This is a genomic window from Kibdelosporangium banguiense, from assembly GCF_017876405.1.
Taxonomy (GTDB): domain Bacteria; phylum Actinomycetota; class Actinomycetes; order Mycobacteriales; family Pseudonocardiaceae; genus Kibdelosporangium; species Kibdelosporangium banguiense.
Window position 1 is genome coordinate 9,367,427 of sequence record NZ_JAGINW010000001.1, and the last position, 17,520, is coordinate 9,384,946.

The following is a 17,520-nucleotide window of genomic DNA, read 5'->3' on the forward strand; positions in this document are numbered from 1 at the left end:
AGTTCCCTGGATGGAAAGGGGCGCGGGATGTCCTCCTCCCTCAGCCGTAGGCGGCTTCTGCAAGCCACCGGAGCCGCAGCGGTCGCATCCGCGGCGGGGTACTACCTCGGCGGCTCGCCCGCCCACGCGGCCATCGCACCGGTCAGGGCCGATATCGGGGTGTCGGCGTATCCCTTTCAACTCGGCCAGGTCCGGCTGACCGCGAGCCGGTGGCTGGACAACCAGAACCGCACGGTGAACTACCTGCGGTTCGTCAACGTCGACCGGTTGCTGTACAACTTCCGGACCAACCACCGGCTGTCCACCAACGGCGCCGCTTCCAACGGCGGCTGGGACGCTCCGACATTCCCGTTCCGCACCCACATGCAGGGACACTTCCTCACGGCGTGGGCGCAGGTGTACGCCTTGACGGGCGACACCACGTGCCGCGACAAGGCCAACTACATGGTCGCCGAGATGGCCAAGTGCCAAGCCAACAACAGCGCCGCCGGGTTCAACACCGGGTACCTGTCGGGATTTGCCGAGTCCGACTTCAGCGCTCTGGAGGCGCGGACCCTGACCAACGGCAACGTGCCGTACTACTGCATCCACAAGACCCTGGCCGGTCTTCTGGACGTGTGGCGCTACATGGAAAGCACGCAAGCGCGCGACGTGCTCTTGCGGCTTGCGGGGTGGGTCGACTGGCGCACCGGCCGGCTGACCAGCCAGCAGATGCAGTCCATGCTGCAGACGGAATTCGGTGGTATGAACGCCGTTCTGGCCGACCTGTACCAGCAGACAGGCGACTCGCGGTGGCTCACCGCCGCCCAGCGCTTCGATCACGCCGCGGTGTTCAACCCGCTGGCAGCCAACCAGGACCAGCTCAACGGACTGCACGCCAACACCCAGGTGCCCAAGTGGATCGGCGCGGCCCGGGAGTACAAGGCCACCGGCACCACCCGCTACCGCGACATCGCCACCAACGCCTGGAACATCTGCGTCAACGCGCACACCTACGTCATCGGCGGCAACAGCCAGGCCGAGCATTTCCGGCCGCCCAACGCCGTCGCCGGTTACCTCTCCAAGGACACCTGCGAAAGCTGCAACACCTACAACATGCTCAAGCTCACCCGGGAGCTGTTCACGTTGGACCCCAACCGGGTCCCCCTGTTCGACTACTACGAGCGGGCATGGCTGAACCAGATGATCGGCCAGCAGAACCCGGCCGACAGCCGCGGGCACGTCACCTACTTCACCCCGCTCAACCCGGGCGGCCGCCGTGGCGTGGGCCCGGCGTGGGGCGGCGGCACATGGAGCACCGACTACGACTCCTTCTGGTGCTGTCAGGGCACGGGCCTGGAGGTCCACACCACGCTGATGGACTCCATCTACTTCTACAACGACACCACCTTGATCGTGAACATGTTCCTGCCATCGGTGCTCAACTGGTCGCAGCGCGGAATCACGGTCACGCAGACCACGTCGTACCCGGTCAGCGACACCACGACCCTGCAGGTCACCGGCAACGTCAGCGGAACGTGGCCGATGCGCATCCGCATCCCCGGCTGGACCACCGGCGCCACCATCAGCGTCAACGGCACAGCCCAGAACATCCCCACCACACCAGGCAGTTACGCCACCTTGACCCGCTCGTGGACCTCCGGCGACACAGTCACCCTCAGCATGCCGATGCGAATCGTCATGCGGGCGGCCAACGACAACCCGAACGTCGCCGCAGTCACTTACGGCCCAACGGTTCTGTCCGGTAACTATGGAAACACCGCGCTGAGCTCCCTGCCGTCACTGACCACCTCCTCGATTACGAGGACCAGCAACAGTTCCCTCGCTTTCACCGCCACCGCCAACGGCTCCACGGTCAACCTTGGCCCCTTTTACGACGCACACGGCCACAACTACACGGTCTACTGGAACGCGAGCGGCCAGAGCAGCAACACTTCCCGCCTTGTCAACGTGGGCAGCGGTCTCGTGCTCGGCATCCAGGACATGTCCACGGCCGACGGCGGCCGCGCGTTGCAGTGGAACGATTCGGGCACCGCGGACCACAACTGGGAGATCATCACCGACGGAACCGCGGTCCGCTTCCGCAACGCCAACAGCGGCAAGGTACTCGGCGTACGCGACATGTCCACTGCGGACAACGCACATGTCCTGCAGTGGTCGGACAACGGCACTGCCGACCACAGGTGGACGCTGCTCGACCTGGGGGACGGAACGTACAAAATCCGCAACGCCAACAGCGGCAAGCTGCTCGGCATCGAGAACAGCTCCACCACCAACGGCGCCTTCGCCGTCCAGGACTCCGACAACGGCACCCCGGACAACCGATGGCGAATCGTACGCAACAGCCAGTAGTGCGCGTCGCGGGCCCTGTTGAGCCTGGCTTCTGGTGATGGTATCGCTCGATCGGCCGCAATAAGACTGAACCATTTCGGCAGATAAGACTGAACCATTGCGTTGCCCGCAACAGGTCGCGTACGGTGGCCAGTTGATCGAACCGGTTCGACCCCGTCGGAGTCCCCATGGTTCAACGGCGAACTATCCGTCGCATGCCGGCCGCACTGACCGCGGCTGCCTTGCCGATCCTGCCCGGCCTCCGTATCCGCCTGTCCGCCGGCTGCCTGTCGACCAGCCGGTTGCCCGTTCGGTGATCTCGTGCACTCCGTCCCTGCTGCCAAAGGAGCCACATGGACACCAGACGCCTGAAGTGGCGAAGATATCTGCGCAGAACCGCCGCGTTCCTCGCCGCCGCGTCCATCGTCACGCTCGCCGCGCCCGCCCAGGCCGCGGACGAGTCCATCACCGTCAACTTCTCCGTCGCCGGTGGCTCACCGACCTACCGAGCCTCCGGCTGGATCTACGGCATGACCGAGAACGCTTCCGGACCCGCTGACCACTTCTACCGGGACGTGAAGTTCCGGTACATGCGCGCCGGTGGAGCACAACTCGACAGCCCGGGTGGCTGGGTGTCGGGCCGTTACGACCGCCGGTGGAACTCCACCCGCGCCCAGTTGCTGCGAACCCGTTCGCTGGGCGGTGAATTCGTCCTGCTCGTGCACGACCTGTGGGGCGCGGACGGCTATCCGATCTCCCGCTTCCCTGGCGACAACGGCAACTGGACCGACTACGACAACTTCCTCACCCGCCTGATCGACGACGTACGGGCGACCGGCGCCCCGGTGCAGTGGGACCTCTGGAACGAACCCAACATCACGCTGTTCTGGAACCGGCCCCAGTCCCAGTACTTCGAGCTGTGGCGGCGTACCTACCAACGTGTCCGGGCCGTCTTCCCCGCGCACCTGATCGTCGGCCCGAGCTGTGCGTGCGTCCCGTCGACCGGCAACGGGTGGTGGACCCAGTACCTGGACTTCGTGCGGTCCGGCAATGTCGTTCCCGACATCGTCAGCTGGCACTCCCTGCCGGGAGATCCAGTGGCGAACGTGGCGGCCGCGAACTCCTCATTGGACTCCCGGGGTATCCCGCACCCGCGGCCGTATCAGATCAACGAGTACGGGGCGTCCAACGAGCAGAATCCCGGTGACGGCTCCTGGTACATCGCCCGTCTGGAGCGAGCCGGCGCCGACGGCCTGCGCGCCAACTGGGCCGGCGGCGGGAACCTGCACAACGACCTCGGCAACCTGCTCGTGCGCAACTCGGCCGGGCAGCACCAGCCGAAGGGCGAATGGTGGGTCTATCGCTTCTACGGCTCGCAGACCGGCCAGATCGCCTCGGTCACCCCGAGCCCGAACTACGACGCGTTCGCCACAAAGGCACCGGACGTCGCGAAAGTCCTCGTCGGTGGCGGGCGCACGACCGGCAATATCGCGGTCAACCTGCAGCGCCTGGACACCACAAGCGGCATCGTGCAGAACAACCAGGTACGTGTGATCGCACAGCGCATCCCGCACAACGGGGGCGCCGCCGTCACCGGCCCGGTCACGATCCAGAACTCCGTCGTGTCCCTGTCCGGCAACGCCACCACGGTGAACCTGCCGCACAGCAATGCCGACGACACGTTCACGATCACACTCGTGCCGCCTTCGGACGCCGGTTTCCAGTCCGTGGCCGTCGCCCAGCATTCCCAGCAGTGCCTGGACAACACCAACTCCAGCACCGCCGAGGGCAACCAGCAACAGCAGTCGCCCTGCGAAGGCGGCGACCAGCAACTCTGGAACTTCCGCCCGGTGGCCGGCGTCGCCGACACCTACACCGTCGTCAACCAGCAGACGGGTAAGTGCCTCGATGTCAACGGCTCCGCCACCACGGACGGCGCCGCCGTTCAACAGCGCAGCTGTGTTGCCGCGACCCTCAGCCAGCAGTTCACCCCGCGAAAGGTCACCTACTCCGGCAACGACCCCCATGACTATCAACTCGTCGCCCGGCACAGCGGCAAGTGCATGGACGTCAACGGGGTGTCCACCGCTGCGGGAGCCCCCGTCATCCAGTGGTCCTGCAAGCCCGTGAACCAGGGCAACCAGCTCAACCAGACCTGGCGGCTGCTGGGCCGCTAGCGGCCCGGTTTTGCCGATCCAGGTTTTTTCATCCAGCTTCTGGGAGCGCTTCCAGAAGGAGGGCTCCTCCCCGTGATCGCACCGTCACGGGGAGGAGCTCGATCCGGACGGTCGCCGCTACCCCTTCCCCTGCACAGGAAGCGGACACATGAGACACACATTCGTCAGGCTGATGACCTTGATCGCCGGTCTGCTGCTGGTGATCACCACGACCGCGCCCGCCGCGCCCGCCCAGGCCGCGGCGGGCGAGAAGGTGTTGCTGTTCACCAAGACCGCGGCCGGAGCGTTCCGGCACGACTCCATCCCGGCAGGCGTGAGCATGTTCCAGCAGATGGCCGCGGACAACGGGTGGCAGATGACCCACTCGGAGGACTCGACCGTCTTCAACGACGCCACGCTGGCCGGCTTCAACGTGATCATCATGTTCCAGACCTCGGGCATGGTCTGGGACAACGACTCCCAGCGCGCCGCGGTACAGAAGTACGTGCGCAACGGAGGCGGCATCGTCGCCATCCACAACGCCACGGACATGAACATCGAGAACCAGTTCCCGTGGTGGGACCAGATGCTCGGGATGACCATGACCCAGCACTCGGCCACCGTCGCGGGCACGGCGAAGGTCGCCGACCAGGTGCACCCGTCGGGTCAGGGGCTGCCCCAGCGGTGGAACCGCACTGAGGAGTGGTACAACTTCGACCGCAACGCCCGTGGCAACGTGCATGTGCTGGTGACGGCGGACGAGACCACCTACAACCCGGGCTCCTCGGCGATGGGATCCGATCACCCGATCTCCTGGTGCCGCAACTTCGAGGGCGGCCGGTTGTGGGCGACGGCCATGGGGCATCAGGCTTCCTCGTACTCCGAGCCACTGTTCCGCACCCACATCCTCGGTGGCGTCCAGACAGCCGCCGGCACCCGTTCGGCTGACTGCGCCCCGACCGTGTGGTCGAACTACGACAAGGTGGAACTGGACGGCAACACGCTGGCGCCCAGCGCACTCGAGGTCGCTCCCGACCGGCGGGTGTTCTACACCCAGTACGGCGGCCAGCTCAAGATCTACAAGCCGGACACGCGGGCCACGGTCGTGGCCGGCACGCTCAACGTCTACACCGGCGGTGAGGACGGCCTGGCAGGCATCGCACTCGATCCCGGCTTCGCCACGAACAAATGGGTGTACCTGTACTACTCCCCCGCGGGCAGTGCTGAGACCAACCGGGTGTCCCGATTCACCATCAACGGCGACACCCTGGATCTGGCCAGCGAGAAGATTCTGCTGTCCATTCCGGCCGCGCGCCGCTCCGAGCCCGGGCACACGGGCGGTTACCTGACCTTCGGTCCCAACGGGAACCTCTACATCGGCGTCGGCGACGACACCAACCCCAATGAGTCCAGCGGTTACGCACCGATCGACGAGCGTTCGGGACGCGACCTTTTCGACGCGCAGAAGACCTCTGCCAACACCAATGACCTGCGCGGCAAGATCCTCCGCATCCACCCGGAATCCGGTGGTACGTACACGGTTCCGGCCGGAAACCTCTTCCCCGCCGGGACCGCTCAGACCAAGCCCGAGATCTACGCGATGGGCTTCCGCAACCCGTTCCGGTTCACTGTGGACACCGACGGGACGATCTACATGGCCGACTACGGCCCGGATGCCGGCTCCGACAACGCCAACCGCGGACCCGCCGGGCTGGTCGAGTGGAACGTGATCAAGTCGCCGGGCAACTACGGCTGGCCGTACTGCGTGGCCAACAACATCGCGTTCAACGACTTCAACTTCGCCACCAACAGCTCAGGCGCCAAGTTCAACTGCGGGGCGCCGGTGAACAACTCGCCGAACAACACCGGAATGACGAACCTTCCCGCGGCCCGCGCGGCGAACGTGTGGTACGGCAACGGCAGCAACGGCAACGCCTTCCCAGAAATGGGCACGGGCGGCGAGGCTCCGATGGCCTTCCCAGTGTACCACTACGACGCCAACAACCCGTCGGCCACCAAATTCCCGCAGTACTTCGACAAGACGCCGTTCTTCGGCGAGTGGTCGCGCAACACCATGCACGAGTTCCGGCTGGACTCCTCGGGCAACCTGCTCAAGATCAACCGGTTCCTGGCGAACCTGCAGTTCAAGTCGCCGATGGACATGAAGTTCGGCCCGGACGGATCGATGTACCTGCTGGAGTGGGGCACCGGATTCGGCCGGGACAACGCCGACTCGGCGCTGTTCCGGATCGACTACACCTCCGGCAGCCGCGCCCCGGTCGCCCGCGCCACCGCCACTCCCTCGTCCGGTACCTCGCCGCTGACAGTGGCCTTCTCCAGTGCCGGATCGTCCGATCCGGACGGCACCGCACTGACCTATCGCTGGGCCTTCGGTGACGGCACCACTTCCACCGCTGCCAACCCGTCGCACACCTACTCCACGCGCGGCCAGTTCAACGCACAGCTGACGGTCACCGACGGGGAAGGCAAGACCGGAGTGGCCAACGTGACGATCACCTCCGGCAACACCACGCCCACGGTCCAGCTCAGCGCACCGGCCCACGGCGGGATGTTCGACTTCGGGGACCGCGTGCCGTACACCGTGAACGTCACCGACCCCGAGGACGGAACCATCGACTGCGCACGGGTCATCACCACGCCCGCGCTGGGCCACGACCAGCACGCGCATCCGCTTGAGCCGCAGCCCGGCTGCTCCGGGACGATCGTGACCAGCGCGGACACCGGACACGGTGCGGACGCGAACCTGTTCTACGCGGTCGACTCGGTCTACACCGACAAAGGGGCCACCGGGGTTCCCGCACTGACCGGCCGGACCCAGGCCGTGTTGCAGCCCAAGCACAAGCAGGCCGAGTACTTCACCAACTCGTCCGGGATCCGGGTCGTGGCCCAGGCCGGCGCCGAGGGCGGCCAGCGGATCGGGGACATCGGCAACAACGACTGGATCTCGTTCACCCCGATGAACCTGACCAACATCAACCAGGTCTCCTTCCGGGTGTCCTCGCCGGGTCCTGGGGGGACGATCGAGTTGCGGGCGGGTTCGCCGACCGGAACGCTGGTGGCGACCGCGACTGTGGGCAGTACTGGCGGCTGGGACAACTACGTGAACCTGACGCCGGTCAACGTGACCAGGCCCGCGGGCACCACCGAACTGTTCGTGGTGTTCAAGTCCAGTTCCAGCACCACGTTCGATTTGGACTCGATCACGTTCGTCGGCCCCGGTGTGGGCACGCCGGGTACCAGCCAGGGCGGCCCGATCGTGGGCATCGCCAACAAGTGCGTCGATGTCAACGGCAGCGGCACCGCGGACGGCACCAAGGTCCAGTTGTCGACCTGCACGAACGCAACCAACCAGCAGTGGACGAGGTCCGGCTCGACGTTCCGTGCGCTGGGCAAGTGCCTCACGGTGAACGGATCGGGCACCGCGAACGGCGCTCTCGTTCAGTTGTGGAGCTGCACCGGCAGTGCCGGGCAGAACTGGACCCCGCAGACCGACGGCTCGCTGTTGAACGCCAACTCCGGCAAGTGCCTCGACGCCAACGGAGCCAGCTCCGCCGACGGCACGCAGCTGATCATCTGGACCTGTCACGGCGGCACCAACCAGAAGTGGACCGTACCCGCGTCCATCGCCGCTCCACGTCCGCACATGAAGGCAGTGTGATGGGAAAACTGATCGCCACGGCCGCGCTGATCGCGGCAAACGTTGTCGTACCCTTATTCGTAGCGGCCGCGCCGGCATCGGCCCATCCGGTGAACGCGGCCGACTTCCAGCAGATCGAACTGGCCCGGGGCGTAGCCGAGATGGGCGAGCCCATGTCGCTGGCCGTGCTGCCGGACCGTTCGGTGTTGCACACCGCCCGCAACGGCACGCTGCGCCGCACCGACGCGGCGGGCAACACCAAAGTGATCGGCACCCTGCAGGTCTATTCGCACGACGAGGAAGGCCTGCAGGGCATCGGGGCGGATCCGAACTTCGCCACCAACCGGTACATCTACCTGTACTACTCACCGCCACTGTCCACACCGGGCGGTGACGCCCCGGAGAACGGCACGGACTTCTCGGCGTGGAACGGGGTGAACCGGCTGTCCCGGTTCACCCTCAACGCCGATTTCACACTGAACATGGCCAGCCAGGTGACCGTGCTGGACGTGGCCACGAGCCGGGGTATCTGCTGCCACGTCGGCGGGGACATCGACTTCGACGCGGCAGGCAACCTGTATCTGTCCACAGGGGACGATTCGAATCCGTTCGCCTCGGACGGTTACACCCCTATCGACGAGCGCAGCAACCGCAATCCCGCGTTCGACTCGCAGCGTGGCGCCGGCAACACCAATGACCTGCGCGGCAAAGTGCTGCGGATCAAGGTGAACGCCGACGGGTCGTACTCGATCCCGGCAGGCAACCTGTTCGCGCCCGGTACCGCGCAGACCCGCCCGGAGATCTACGCGATGGGCTTCCGCAATCCGTTCCGGATGAACGTGGACAAGGCCACCGGCGTGGTCTATCTCGGCGACTACGGGCCGGACGCGGGCTCGACGACCTCCGGCCGCGGTCCGGCCGGCCAGGTCGAGTTCAACCGGATCGCCTCGGCAGGCAACTACGGCTGGCCGTACTGCACCGGCTCGAACACCACCAACGAGACCTATGTGGACTACACGTTCCCGTCCGGGCCGTCGGGTGCGCGGTTCAACTGTGCCGCGCCGGTCAACGACTCCCCGCGCAACACCGGGCTGAGGAACCTGCCTGCCGCCCGCGCGGCGTGGATCAAGTACGACAACTGCTCGGTGTCGGCGTTCGGCTGCGGGTCGGAGTCGCCGATGAGCGCGCCGGTGTACCGGTACGACGCGGCCAACCCGTCGTCGGTGAAGTTCCCGCCCGCACTGGACGGTCACGTCTTCGCCACCGAGTTCGGCCGGCGGTGGATCAAGGCCATCGACGTGAACTCCGACGGCTCGGCCGGGCAGATCAACGACTTCCCGTGGCGCGGCACGCAGGTCATGGACTCCACCTTCGGCCCGGACGGCGCGATGTACGTGCTCGACTACGGCACCGGATGGGGCAACGGGGACGCCAGCTCCGCGCTCTACCGCATCGAGTACAACCCTGCCGGCAACAAGGCACCGACCGCGCGGGCCAGTGCCAACCGTACGTCCGGCGCGGCGCCGCTCGCGGTGGACTTCTCATCAGCCGGTTCCTCGGACCCCGAGGGCAGCGCGCTGACCTATTCGTGGAACTTCGGCGATGGAAGCACGTCCACTGCGGCCAACCCGAGCCACACCTTCACCACCAGCGGCCAGTACACGGTGACGCTCACAGTGACTGACACAGGCGGCCGTACCGGCGGTGCGAGCGTGCTGATCTCGGTCGGCAACACCGCCCCCACAGTCACATTGAACACGCCCATCAAGGGAACTCTGTTCAGCTTCGGTGACAGCGTGCCGTACAACATCACGGTGTCGGACGCGGAGGACGGCACGATCGACTGCAACCGGGTGAAGCTGAGCTACCTCCTGGGCCATGACAGCCACGCGCATCTGATCACCTCCCAGAACGGATGCTCGGGGACACTGCAGATCCCAGTGGACGGCGAACATGACACGGCAGCGAACCTGTACGCGGTGTTCGACGCCGAGTACACCGACCTCGGCGCGAACGGTCAGCCACCGGTGACCACCCACGCGCAGAACGTCCTGCAGCCGCGGCATCGCCAGGCCGAGCACTATGCCAGCCAGTCCGGCACGGCGCTGCTCAACAAGACGCCCGCCGAGGGTGGCCGGAGCGTCGGCGACATCCAGAACGGTGACTGGATCGCGTTCGAGCCGTACGCGATCGACACGAACACGCGGTTCACCGCCCGGGTGGCGTCCGGTGGCTCCGGCGGCACGCTGTCCGTCCGGACCGGCTCGTCGACCGGCACAGTGCTCGGATCGGTCACCGTGCCGGCCACGGGCGGCTGGGACACCTTCACCGAGGTGTCCACCACCCTGTCCAATGTCCCGGCCGGAGGCGGCACGTTGTACCTGACGTTCCACGGTGGCTCCGGCAACCTGTTCGAGGTTGACGCGTTCACCTTCAGCGTGCCGACGGGCGGCAGCACTGGACCGATCACCGGCGTCGGCGGCAAGTGCGTCGACGTCAACGGCGGCAACACCACCGACGGCACCAAGATCCAGCTCTGGACCTGCTCAGGCGGCACCAACCAGCAATGGGCCGTCAACGGGACCACGCTGCGCACACTGGGCAAGTGCATGACCGTCGCAGGCGGCAGCACTGCCAACGGCGCCCTGATCCAGCTGTCCACCTGCAACGGATCGGGCAGCCAGAACTGGGCGCCCGGAGCCAACGGATCACTGGTCAACTCCCAGTCCGGCAAGTGCCTGGACGCCAACGGAGCCAGCTCCGCCGACGGCACCCAGCTGATCATCTGGACCTGCCACGGCGGCACCAACCAACGCTGGACCCTGCCCTGACCATGCGGTGTGGCAGTACTTCTCGCCGGGCCTCCCCCAGCGGCGAGAACCACTGCCACACCGCCTTCCCCCTGCAGAAGGCCGAAGATGAGACATTCGCTCACCCGACGCGTGCTCGGCTTGTCCGCGGCCGCGTTCGTAACCCTCGCGTTCAATGCCGTCCCACCAAGCAACGCTGCCGACACGCCCTACGACGTGCTGGTGTTCTCCAAGACCGCGGGCTTCCGGCACGACTCCATCCCCGCCGGTATCCAGATGATCCGGGAACTGGGCTCGGCCAACAGTTTCACCGTGACCGCCACGGAGGACGCCAACCAGTTCAACGCGAGCAACCTGGCCCAGTACGAAGCCGTGGTGTTCCTCAGCACCACCGGGGACGTGCTCAACCCCACCCAGCAGACCGCTTTCGAGAACTACATCCGCGGCGGGGGCGGTTACGTAGGCATCCACTCGGCGTCCGACACCGAGTACGACTGGCCGTTCTACGGCGAGCTTGTGGGCGCGTACTTCTCCTCGCACCCAGCCATCCAGCAGGCGACCGAGCGGGTCGAGAACCGGGCGCACCAGGCCACCCAGCACCTCAACCCCGCCTGGGTGCGTACCGACGAATGGTACAACTTCCGGACCAACGTCCGGTCGACTGCCCGAGTCCTGACCACACTGGACGAATCGACGTACTCCGGTGGCGGCATGGGCGCCGACCACCCGTTCACCTGGTGCAAGACACTCCAAGGTGGACGCTCGTTCTACACGGGCAACGGCCACACCCAGGCGAGCTACACCGAGGCGGACTTCCGGTCGCTGGTGCTCGGCGGCATCCGGTACGCGGCCAACCGGACCAAGGCGGACTGCCGGCCGGAAACCGGCTACACGACGCTCTACAACGGCTCCACCACCGGCTGGTCCCAGGCCGGTCCGGGCTCGTTCACCAACAGCAACGGCACGCTGACCTCGACCGGCGGGCTGGGAATGCTGTGGTACAGCACCAAGGAGTTCCGTTCCTACTCGCTGAAGCTGGACTGGCGGATGCCCGGTGACGACAACTCCGGCGTCCTGGTCGGCTTCCCGGCCAGTTCCGATCCGAACTCGGCGATGGACAACGGCTACGAGGTCCAGATCGACGCCACGGACACCGTGGACAAGACCACCGGTTCGATCTACGGGTTCAAGGCCGCCGACCAGGCCGCCCGCGACGCCGCACTGAACCCGCCCGGTGAGTGGAACACCTACGAGCTGCTGGTGGAAGGTGAGCGCCTGCAGGTGTTCCTGAACGGGGTGAAGATCAACGACTTCACCAACGCCGACCCGGTGCGCTCACTGACCTCCGGGTACATCGGCATCCAGAACCACGGCACCGGCGACGACGTGTCGTTCCGCAACATCCGGATCAAGGAGCAGGGCGGCACCGTCCCCCGCACCGGGCCGATCACCGGTGTGGCGGGCAAGTGCGTGGACGTCAACGGCGGCAACACCACCGACGGCACCAAGATCCAGCTCTGGACCTGCTCAGGCGGCACCAAACAACAGTGGACTGTCAGCGGAAGCACGCTGCGCGCGTTGGGCAAGTGCATGACCGTCGCGGGTGGGAGCACTGCCAACGGCGCTCAGATCCAGCTGTCCACCTGCAACGGATCGGGCAGCCAGAACTGGGCGGCCGGATCGAACGGATCTTTGGTCAACTCCCAGTCCGGCAAGTGCCTGGACGCCAACGGAGCCAGCTCCGCCGACGGCACCCAGCTGATCATCTGGACCTGCCACGGCGGCACCAACCAACGCTGGACCCTGCCCTGAGAACCCGACAGTGTTGATTGTCCTCGCTCCGCTCGGACGGACTTTGTCGCCAAAGCCGGTCGTTTGCGCCCCGCCCCACGCAAACCGGCATCTTCGCCCGAGGCCGGCCGCCGCCGGGGCCGGGGCGATGCCGGGCGCGTTGCGAGGCACAAACGACCAGCGCGACAAAGCCATCACCGCTCGACTCCCGTTAGGAATTCAGTGAATGTACCCATGATGCCGGTGGTGCGGATGACGGGGATCAGCAAGCAGTTCCTCGGTGTGACTGTGCTCGGCAATGTCGATCTCGACCTGGCCGCGGGCGAGGTGCACGCCCTGGTGGGCGAGAACGGCGCGGGCAAGTCCACGCTGATGAAGATCCTCGCCGGCGCACACCGGCCGGACGGCGGCCAGATCGTCCTGAATGGACAGAAGGTGTCGTTCGGCTCACCGCGCGATGCCCAGCAAGCCGGCATCTCGATCGTGCATCAGGAGCTGAACCTGCTGCCGGACCGGAGCGTGGCCGAGAACGTCTACCTCGGCCGGGAACCGGTCCGGCGCGGCCAGGTGGATCGCCGCCGGATGGAAGCCGACACGGCCGATCTGCTCGGCCGATTGGGCGAGCACGGGATCACGCCCCGAACCCTGGTGCGGCGGTTACCCGTGGCGCCGCGGGCGAGATCGTCGGCCTGGCAGGCCTGCAGGGCTCCGGCGAGGTCGACGTAGACGGTCGCTTGGTGCACATCCGGTCGCCGCGGGCCGCGATCCGGCAGGGCATCGCGCATGTCACCGAGGACCGCAAAGGCCAAGGCCTGGCCCTGCGCCAGACCGTGCGGGACAACACGATGCTGGTCCGCAACGCGGCATTCGGTCGTAGGCGGATCGATGTCGAGCAGTTGCTGCGTTCGGTCCAGCTGAAGTCGATGGGCACCGAGCAGAACGCGAGTTCGACATCCGTGAACTGCGCGACAATCTCCGGCCGGTTCTGGAACATGCATGGCAGGCCGGTGTCACTGTCGCTGTCGAGCCGCTCAACCGATACGAGACAAGCCTGCTCAACACAATCGGCCAGACACTGGAGGCACTGGCCGGACTACCGTCCTGCGGTGTCGCACTGGACTTCTACCACCAGAACATCGAAGAGACCGACATCCCGGCCACAATCCGGGCGGCAAAAGGCAAAATCGCACACGTACAGGTATGCGCCAACGACCGCGGCACGCCCGGCCATGATCACCTCGACTGGCCGAGGCTGGTTGCGGCGCTGGACGACGCCGAATACGACGGTCCCTTGTGTATCGAATCGTTCACCGCACACAACGCGAGCATCGCCACCGCGGCATCGATCTGGCGGCCGCTGGCCGCGAGCCAGGACTACCTGGCCGCCAACGGCCTGGCCTTTCTCAAATCCCTGTAGCAACGGTCTGCTTCGCCACAGCGAAAACCACTCGCCGTGGCGAAGCAGACTGTCACTCAGGCCGGCACGTTCGCGTTTTCCAGCACACGCATGAACGCCCGCGACCACTCGGGCAGGTCCGGCCAGCCACGGCAGGAGACCATCGAGCCGTCCACCACGTCCGGACCGTCGATGAACATCGCACCGGCCTGCTCCATGTCGGCTCGCAACGGCGGGGACGCCGCCGTCGCACGGCCACGCAACAGGCCCATCGCGGCCGGTACCTGAGCGCCGTGGCAGATGGTGCCCACTGGGAGATCGCGCGAGAAGAAATGGCGCACGATATGGGCCACATCAGGATCCGTGCGAATGTACTCCGGCGCCCGGCCGCCCGGGATCACCAGCGCCTGATAGTCCTCCGGCCGCACGTCGGCGAACGCGAGGTCCACCGGCAACTGGTGGCCCGGCTTCTCGGTGTAGGCGTCCCAGCCGGCCTCGAAGTCGTGGACCACCAGCTTGACGGCACGCATGGTGGGCGCGGCCACGACCACCTCGTGGCCGCCTTCCCTGAGCCGGAACACGGGGTACATGCAGTCCAGTTCCTCAGCAGCATCGCCAGTCAGGACAAGCACTTTGGCCACCACTCGCTCCTATCCTCCACATGTCGTGATCAGCGCAGGGTCCACTGCTGGTTGGTCTGGCCGTTGCAGGTCCACAGGATGATCTTCGTGCCGTTGGCCGTGCCCCGGCCGTTCGCGTCCAGGCACAAGTTGGACTGCGCGCCGACGATTGTGCCGTTGGCGTTGACCGTCCACTGCTGGTTGGCCTGACCGGTGCAGTCCGAGATGACCACCTGAGCGCCGGTGTTCTGGCCGGACGCGCTGAGGCACTTGGTGCTGTGGGCCTTCAGCTGCCGCTCGGTGGTGTTCGTCCAGGACTGGCTGGCCTGCCCGTTGCAGTCCCACAGCTGTGCCTGCGTACCGTTGGTGTTCGGCACGTCCACGCACCGGCTGGACTCGGCGCCGACGATCTGCTTGGCCCCGGGCGGCGGGGTGCCGGGGCCGAACTGCGAGATGAACTTCCACGCTTCGGCCGATGTCCAGGTCCTGGCGCCGCTGTCACCCGAAGCCCCGTCGATGGGTGCGGGACCGTGGCCTCCGTCGAACGCCGCCCACACAACCGGATACCCGGAACGGCATCCCGAGTAGGTGGTCGTGATGTGGCTCAGGCTGCCCTGCCGGGGTTCCGGTGGGTTCTGTTGCGTGCAGCCGTTGTTGCGGACGAACGTGTCACGCAGCCCTCGCCCCAGACCGATGTTGAGGACGTTGTCACTCAGGCCGTGAATACCCATGTACGCGATGAGCTGGGTACCACCGCTGCACCCGCTGAGTTGTGCTCCGGAGTAGACCACGACCGCACGGAAGACATTCGCGCGGGAACACGCGATCGAGTAACTCATCCCGCCGCCGTAACTGAATCCCATGGCGAAGAGCTGGGTCGTGTCGACACAGAGGTCGTTCTGGATCAGCCTGACCAAGTCGTCGGTGAAGGTCACGTCCTCACCGCCGGAGTTGGCCCAGCCGTTGCCGAAGCCCTGCGGCGCGACGAAGATCGCGCTGTTGTTCGCCAGCCGCTTCTGGCCGTAGTAGGCCCAGAGGTCCCGGTCGCTCCCGCCCGAGTCGACATCGTTGGCCGTGCCGCCCCGCCAGTGATAGCCGAAGATCAGCCGATAGGGGTTCTGGTTGTTGTAGTTGTCGGGAATCCGCAGGATGAAGTTGCGGGTCTTGCCGTTGCTCTGAATCGTCTGCGGCCCGCTGCGCAATGTGGGGGTCTTACCGCAGCCGGGGGTCGCCGCAGCCGTGCCGACGTCACTGTCGAGGCCACTGCCCTGGGCGGTGCCACCCGCCGCGAGCACAAGGAGCGCCGCGACCGCTCCGAACATGGATCTACCGAACATCGTCGTTCTCCAGAGTTGTGTTGAAACTACGCACGTTGGAGCTGGAACCGCTGGTTGGCGGCGCCACTGACGGTCCACTGCGAAATGCGGGCACCGTCAGCTGTCGACACCTGCCACACGTCCATCGCCAGACCGCTCTGCCGGTTGACCAGGCTGACCGAACCGCCCTGATCGACCACGCGCCACTGCTGACTCGTGGCGTTGGTGTCGGGTTGCTGGCTGATGTCCGCACCGCTGCTGCTGTCGGCCACCTGTAGCACCAGACCGCTGTGCCGCGCCCGAACGCGGTAGTACCCGTCGCCCGAGTCAAGGAAATCGAACTGCTGGTTCGTCGCACTGGTCGACGACCACTGCCGCAACAACGCACCGGCCGCCGTCGACGAACCCGTGATCTCCGCAACCTTGTTGCTGTGCTGAGCCACCAGCCGGTAGTTCACGCCGACCTGGACCGGCGGCTGGGGCGGAGTGCTGCTGAACTGGGTGAAGAACCGCCACAACTCCGGCTTGACCCAGCTGCGGGCACCGCTCTCGCACCCGGCACAGTTGTCCACTGGGCCTTGCTGGTGGCCTCCGTCGAACGCGGCCCAGACAACCGGGTATCCGGCTCGGCAGCCCGAATAGTTGGTGCTGATGTGCGTGCGGCTGCCTCCTGCGGGCTCCGGCGCGTTCTGGGGCGTGCACCCGTTGTTCCTGACGAACCTGTCCCGCTGCGCCCGTCCGCCGGCGATGTTGTCCGAGATGCCGTGAATACCCATGTACGCGATGGGTTGCGTGCCACCACTGCACCCGCTGATCCCGTTGGGGGACGCGATGGCCGCCACCGCGCGGAAGACGGTCGCGCGGGAACACGCAAGCGAGTAACTCATCGCGCCGCCGTAGCTGAATCCGACCGAGAACAGCTGGGTCGTGTCGACGCAGAGAGCGTTTCCGATCACCCTGATCATGTCGTCGGTGAAGGTCACGTCCTCACCGCCGGAGTTGGGCCAGCCGTTGTTGATGCCCTGGGGCGCGACGAAGATCGTGCTGTTGCCCGCCTGCGACTGCATGCCGTAGTAGGCCCAGGCGTACCCGTCGCTCCCGCCCGAGGCGACCTGCTGGGCGGTGCCGCCCAGCCAGTGGAACCCGAAGGCCAGCCGGTGGGCGTAGTTGTTGTCGTAGGTGTCAGGGACCTTCAGGATGAAGCTGCGGCTCTTGCCGTTGCTCTGAATCGTGTGCGTGCCACTTGCCAATGCCGGGGCCTTGCCGCACCCGGCAGTCGAGGCAGCGATGCCGACACCTGCAGGTGACTCGGCCGCGTCCGGGCTTGCCTGCGCGGTGCCGCTCGCCGCCAGCACCAGAAGCGCCGTGGCCGCAAGGGATCTGAAGAAGGATCTACACCTTGGCATCACATGACTCCCTCTGTTCTTCCGAATGTCGTTGCT

The 17,520-nt window shown here is 66.3% G+C and carries 10 protein-coding genes and 1 pseudogene; 8 read left to right on the forward strand and 3 right to left on the reverse strand.

Annotation, left to right across the window (positions count from 1 at the left end):
• Window positions 1–27: 27 nt before the first annotated feature.
• The 8 genes and pseudogenes from JOF56_RS42575 (at window position 28) to JOF56_RS60885 (ending at window position 14,163) form a co-directional block, all read left to right on the forward strand.
• Window positions 28–2,352 (forward strand): beta-L-arabinofuranosidase domain-containing protein, encoded by a 2,325-nt coding sequence (locus tag JOF56_RS42575; protein WP_209645253.1) that lies wholly within the window; start codon window positions 28–30, stop codon window positions 2,350–2,352.
• Window positions 2,353–2,684: 332 nt separating this feature from the next.
• On the forward strand, window positions 2,685–4,508 hold the full coding sequence (locus JOF56_RS42580; RefSeq protein ID WP_209645254.1) for an RICIN domain-containing protein: 1,824 nt from the start codon (window positions 2,685–2,687) through the stop codon (window positions 4,506–4,508).
• A gap of 148 nt (window positions 4,509–4,656) precedes the next feature.
• Window positions 4,657–8,166 carry a ThuA domain-containing protein gene (locus tag JOF56_RS42585; protein WP_209645255.1) on the forward strand — a complete coding sequence of 1,170 codons (3,510 nt, stop codon included), beginning with the start codon at window positions 4,657–4,659 and terminating at the stop codon, window positions 8,164–8,166.
• Window positions 8,166–10,976 carry a PQQ-dependent sugar dehydrogenase gene (locus JOF56_RS42590; RefSeq protein WP_209645256.1) on the forward strand — a complete coding sequence of 937 codons (2,811 nt, stop codon included), beginning with the start codon at window positions 8,166–8,168 and terminating at the stop codon, window positions 10,974–10,976. Before JOF56_RS42585 ends, JOF56_RS42590 begins: the two co-directional genes overlap by 1 nt.
• An 87-nt stretch (window positions 10,977–11,063) precedes the next feature.
• A complete protein-coding gene (locus JOF56_RS42595) occupies window positions 11,064–12,767 on the forward strand; it encodes a ThuA domain-containing protein (RefSeq protein ID WP_245378612.1) in 1,704 nt (567 codons plus the stop codon).
• Window positions 12,768–12,998: 231 nt separating this feature from the next.
• On the forward strand, window positions 12,999–13,472 hold the full coding sequence (locus tag JOF56_RS42600; protein ID WP_372448401.1) for an ATP-binding cassette domain-containing protein: 474 nt from the start codon (window positions 12,999–13,001) through the stop codon (window positions 13,470–13,472).
• Between the two features lie 259 nt (window positions 13,473–13,731).
• Window positions 13,732–14,034, forward strand: a pseudogene (locus JOF56_RS60880) (TIM barrel protein); the annotation flags it as partial.
• A 3-nt stretch (window positions 14,035–14,037) separates the two neighbouring features.
• Window positions 14,038–14,163 carry a hypothetical protein gene (locus tag JOF56_RS60885; protein WP_372448304.1) on the forward strand — a complete coding sequence of 42 codons (126 nt, stop codon included), beginning with the start codon at window positions 14,038–14,040 and terminating at the stop codon, window positions 14,161–14,163.
• Between the two features lie 56 nt (window positions 14,164–14,219).
• On the opposite strand, the gene JOF56_RS42610 is transcribed toward JOF56_RS60885, so the two are convergent.
• Genes JOF56_RS42610 through JOF56_RS42620 form a run of 3 tightly spaced genes read right to left on the reverse strand, consistent with a single transcriptional unit; the run spans window position 14,220 to window position 17,484 of the window.
• On the reverse strand, window positions 14,220–14,783 hold the full coding sequence (locus tag JOF56_RS42610; protein ID WP_209645257.1) for a DJ-1/PfpI family protein: 564 nt from the start codon (window positions 14,781–14,783) through the stop codon (window positions 14,220–14,222).
• 29 nt (window positions 14,784–14,812) lie between these two features.
• Entirely contained in the window at window positions 14,813–16,099 is a 1,287-nt protein-coding gene (locus JOF56_RS42615; RefSeq protein WP_209645258.1) for a ricin-type beta-trefoil lectin domain protein, read from the reverse strand.
• 26 nt (window positions 16,100–16,125) lie between these two features.
• Window positions 16,126–17,484, reverse strand: coding sequence for an RICIN domain-containing protein (locus JOF56_RS42620; RefSeq protein WP_209645259.1), 1,359 nt, complete (start codon window positions 17,482–17,484; stop codon window positions 16,126–16,128).
• Window positions 17,485–17,520 lie beyond the last annotated feature (36 nt).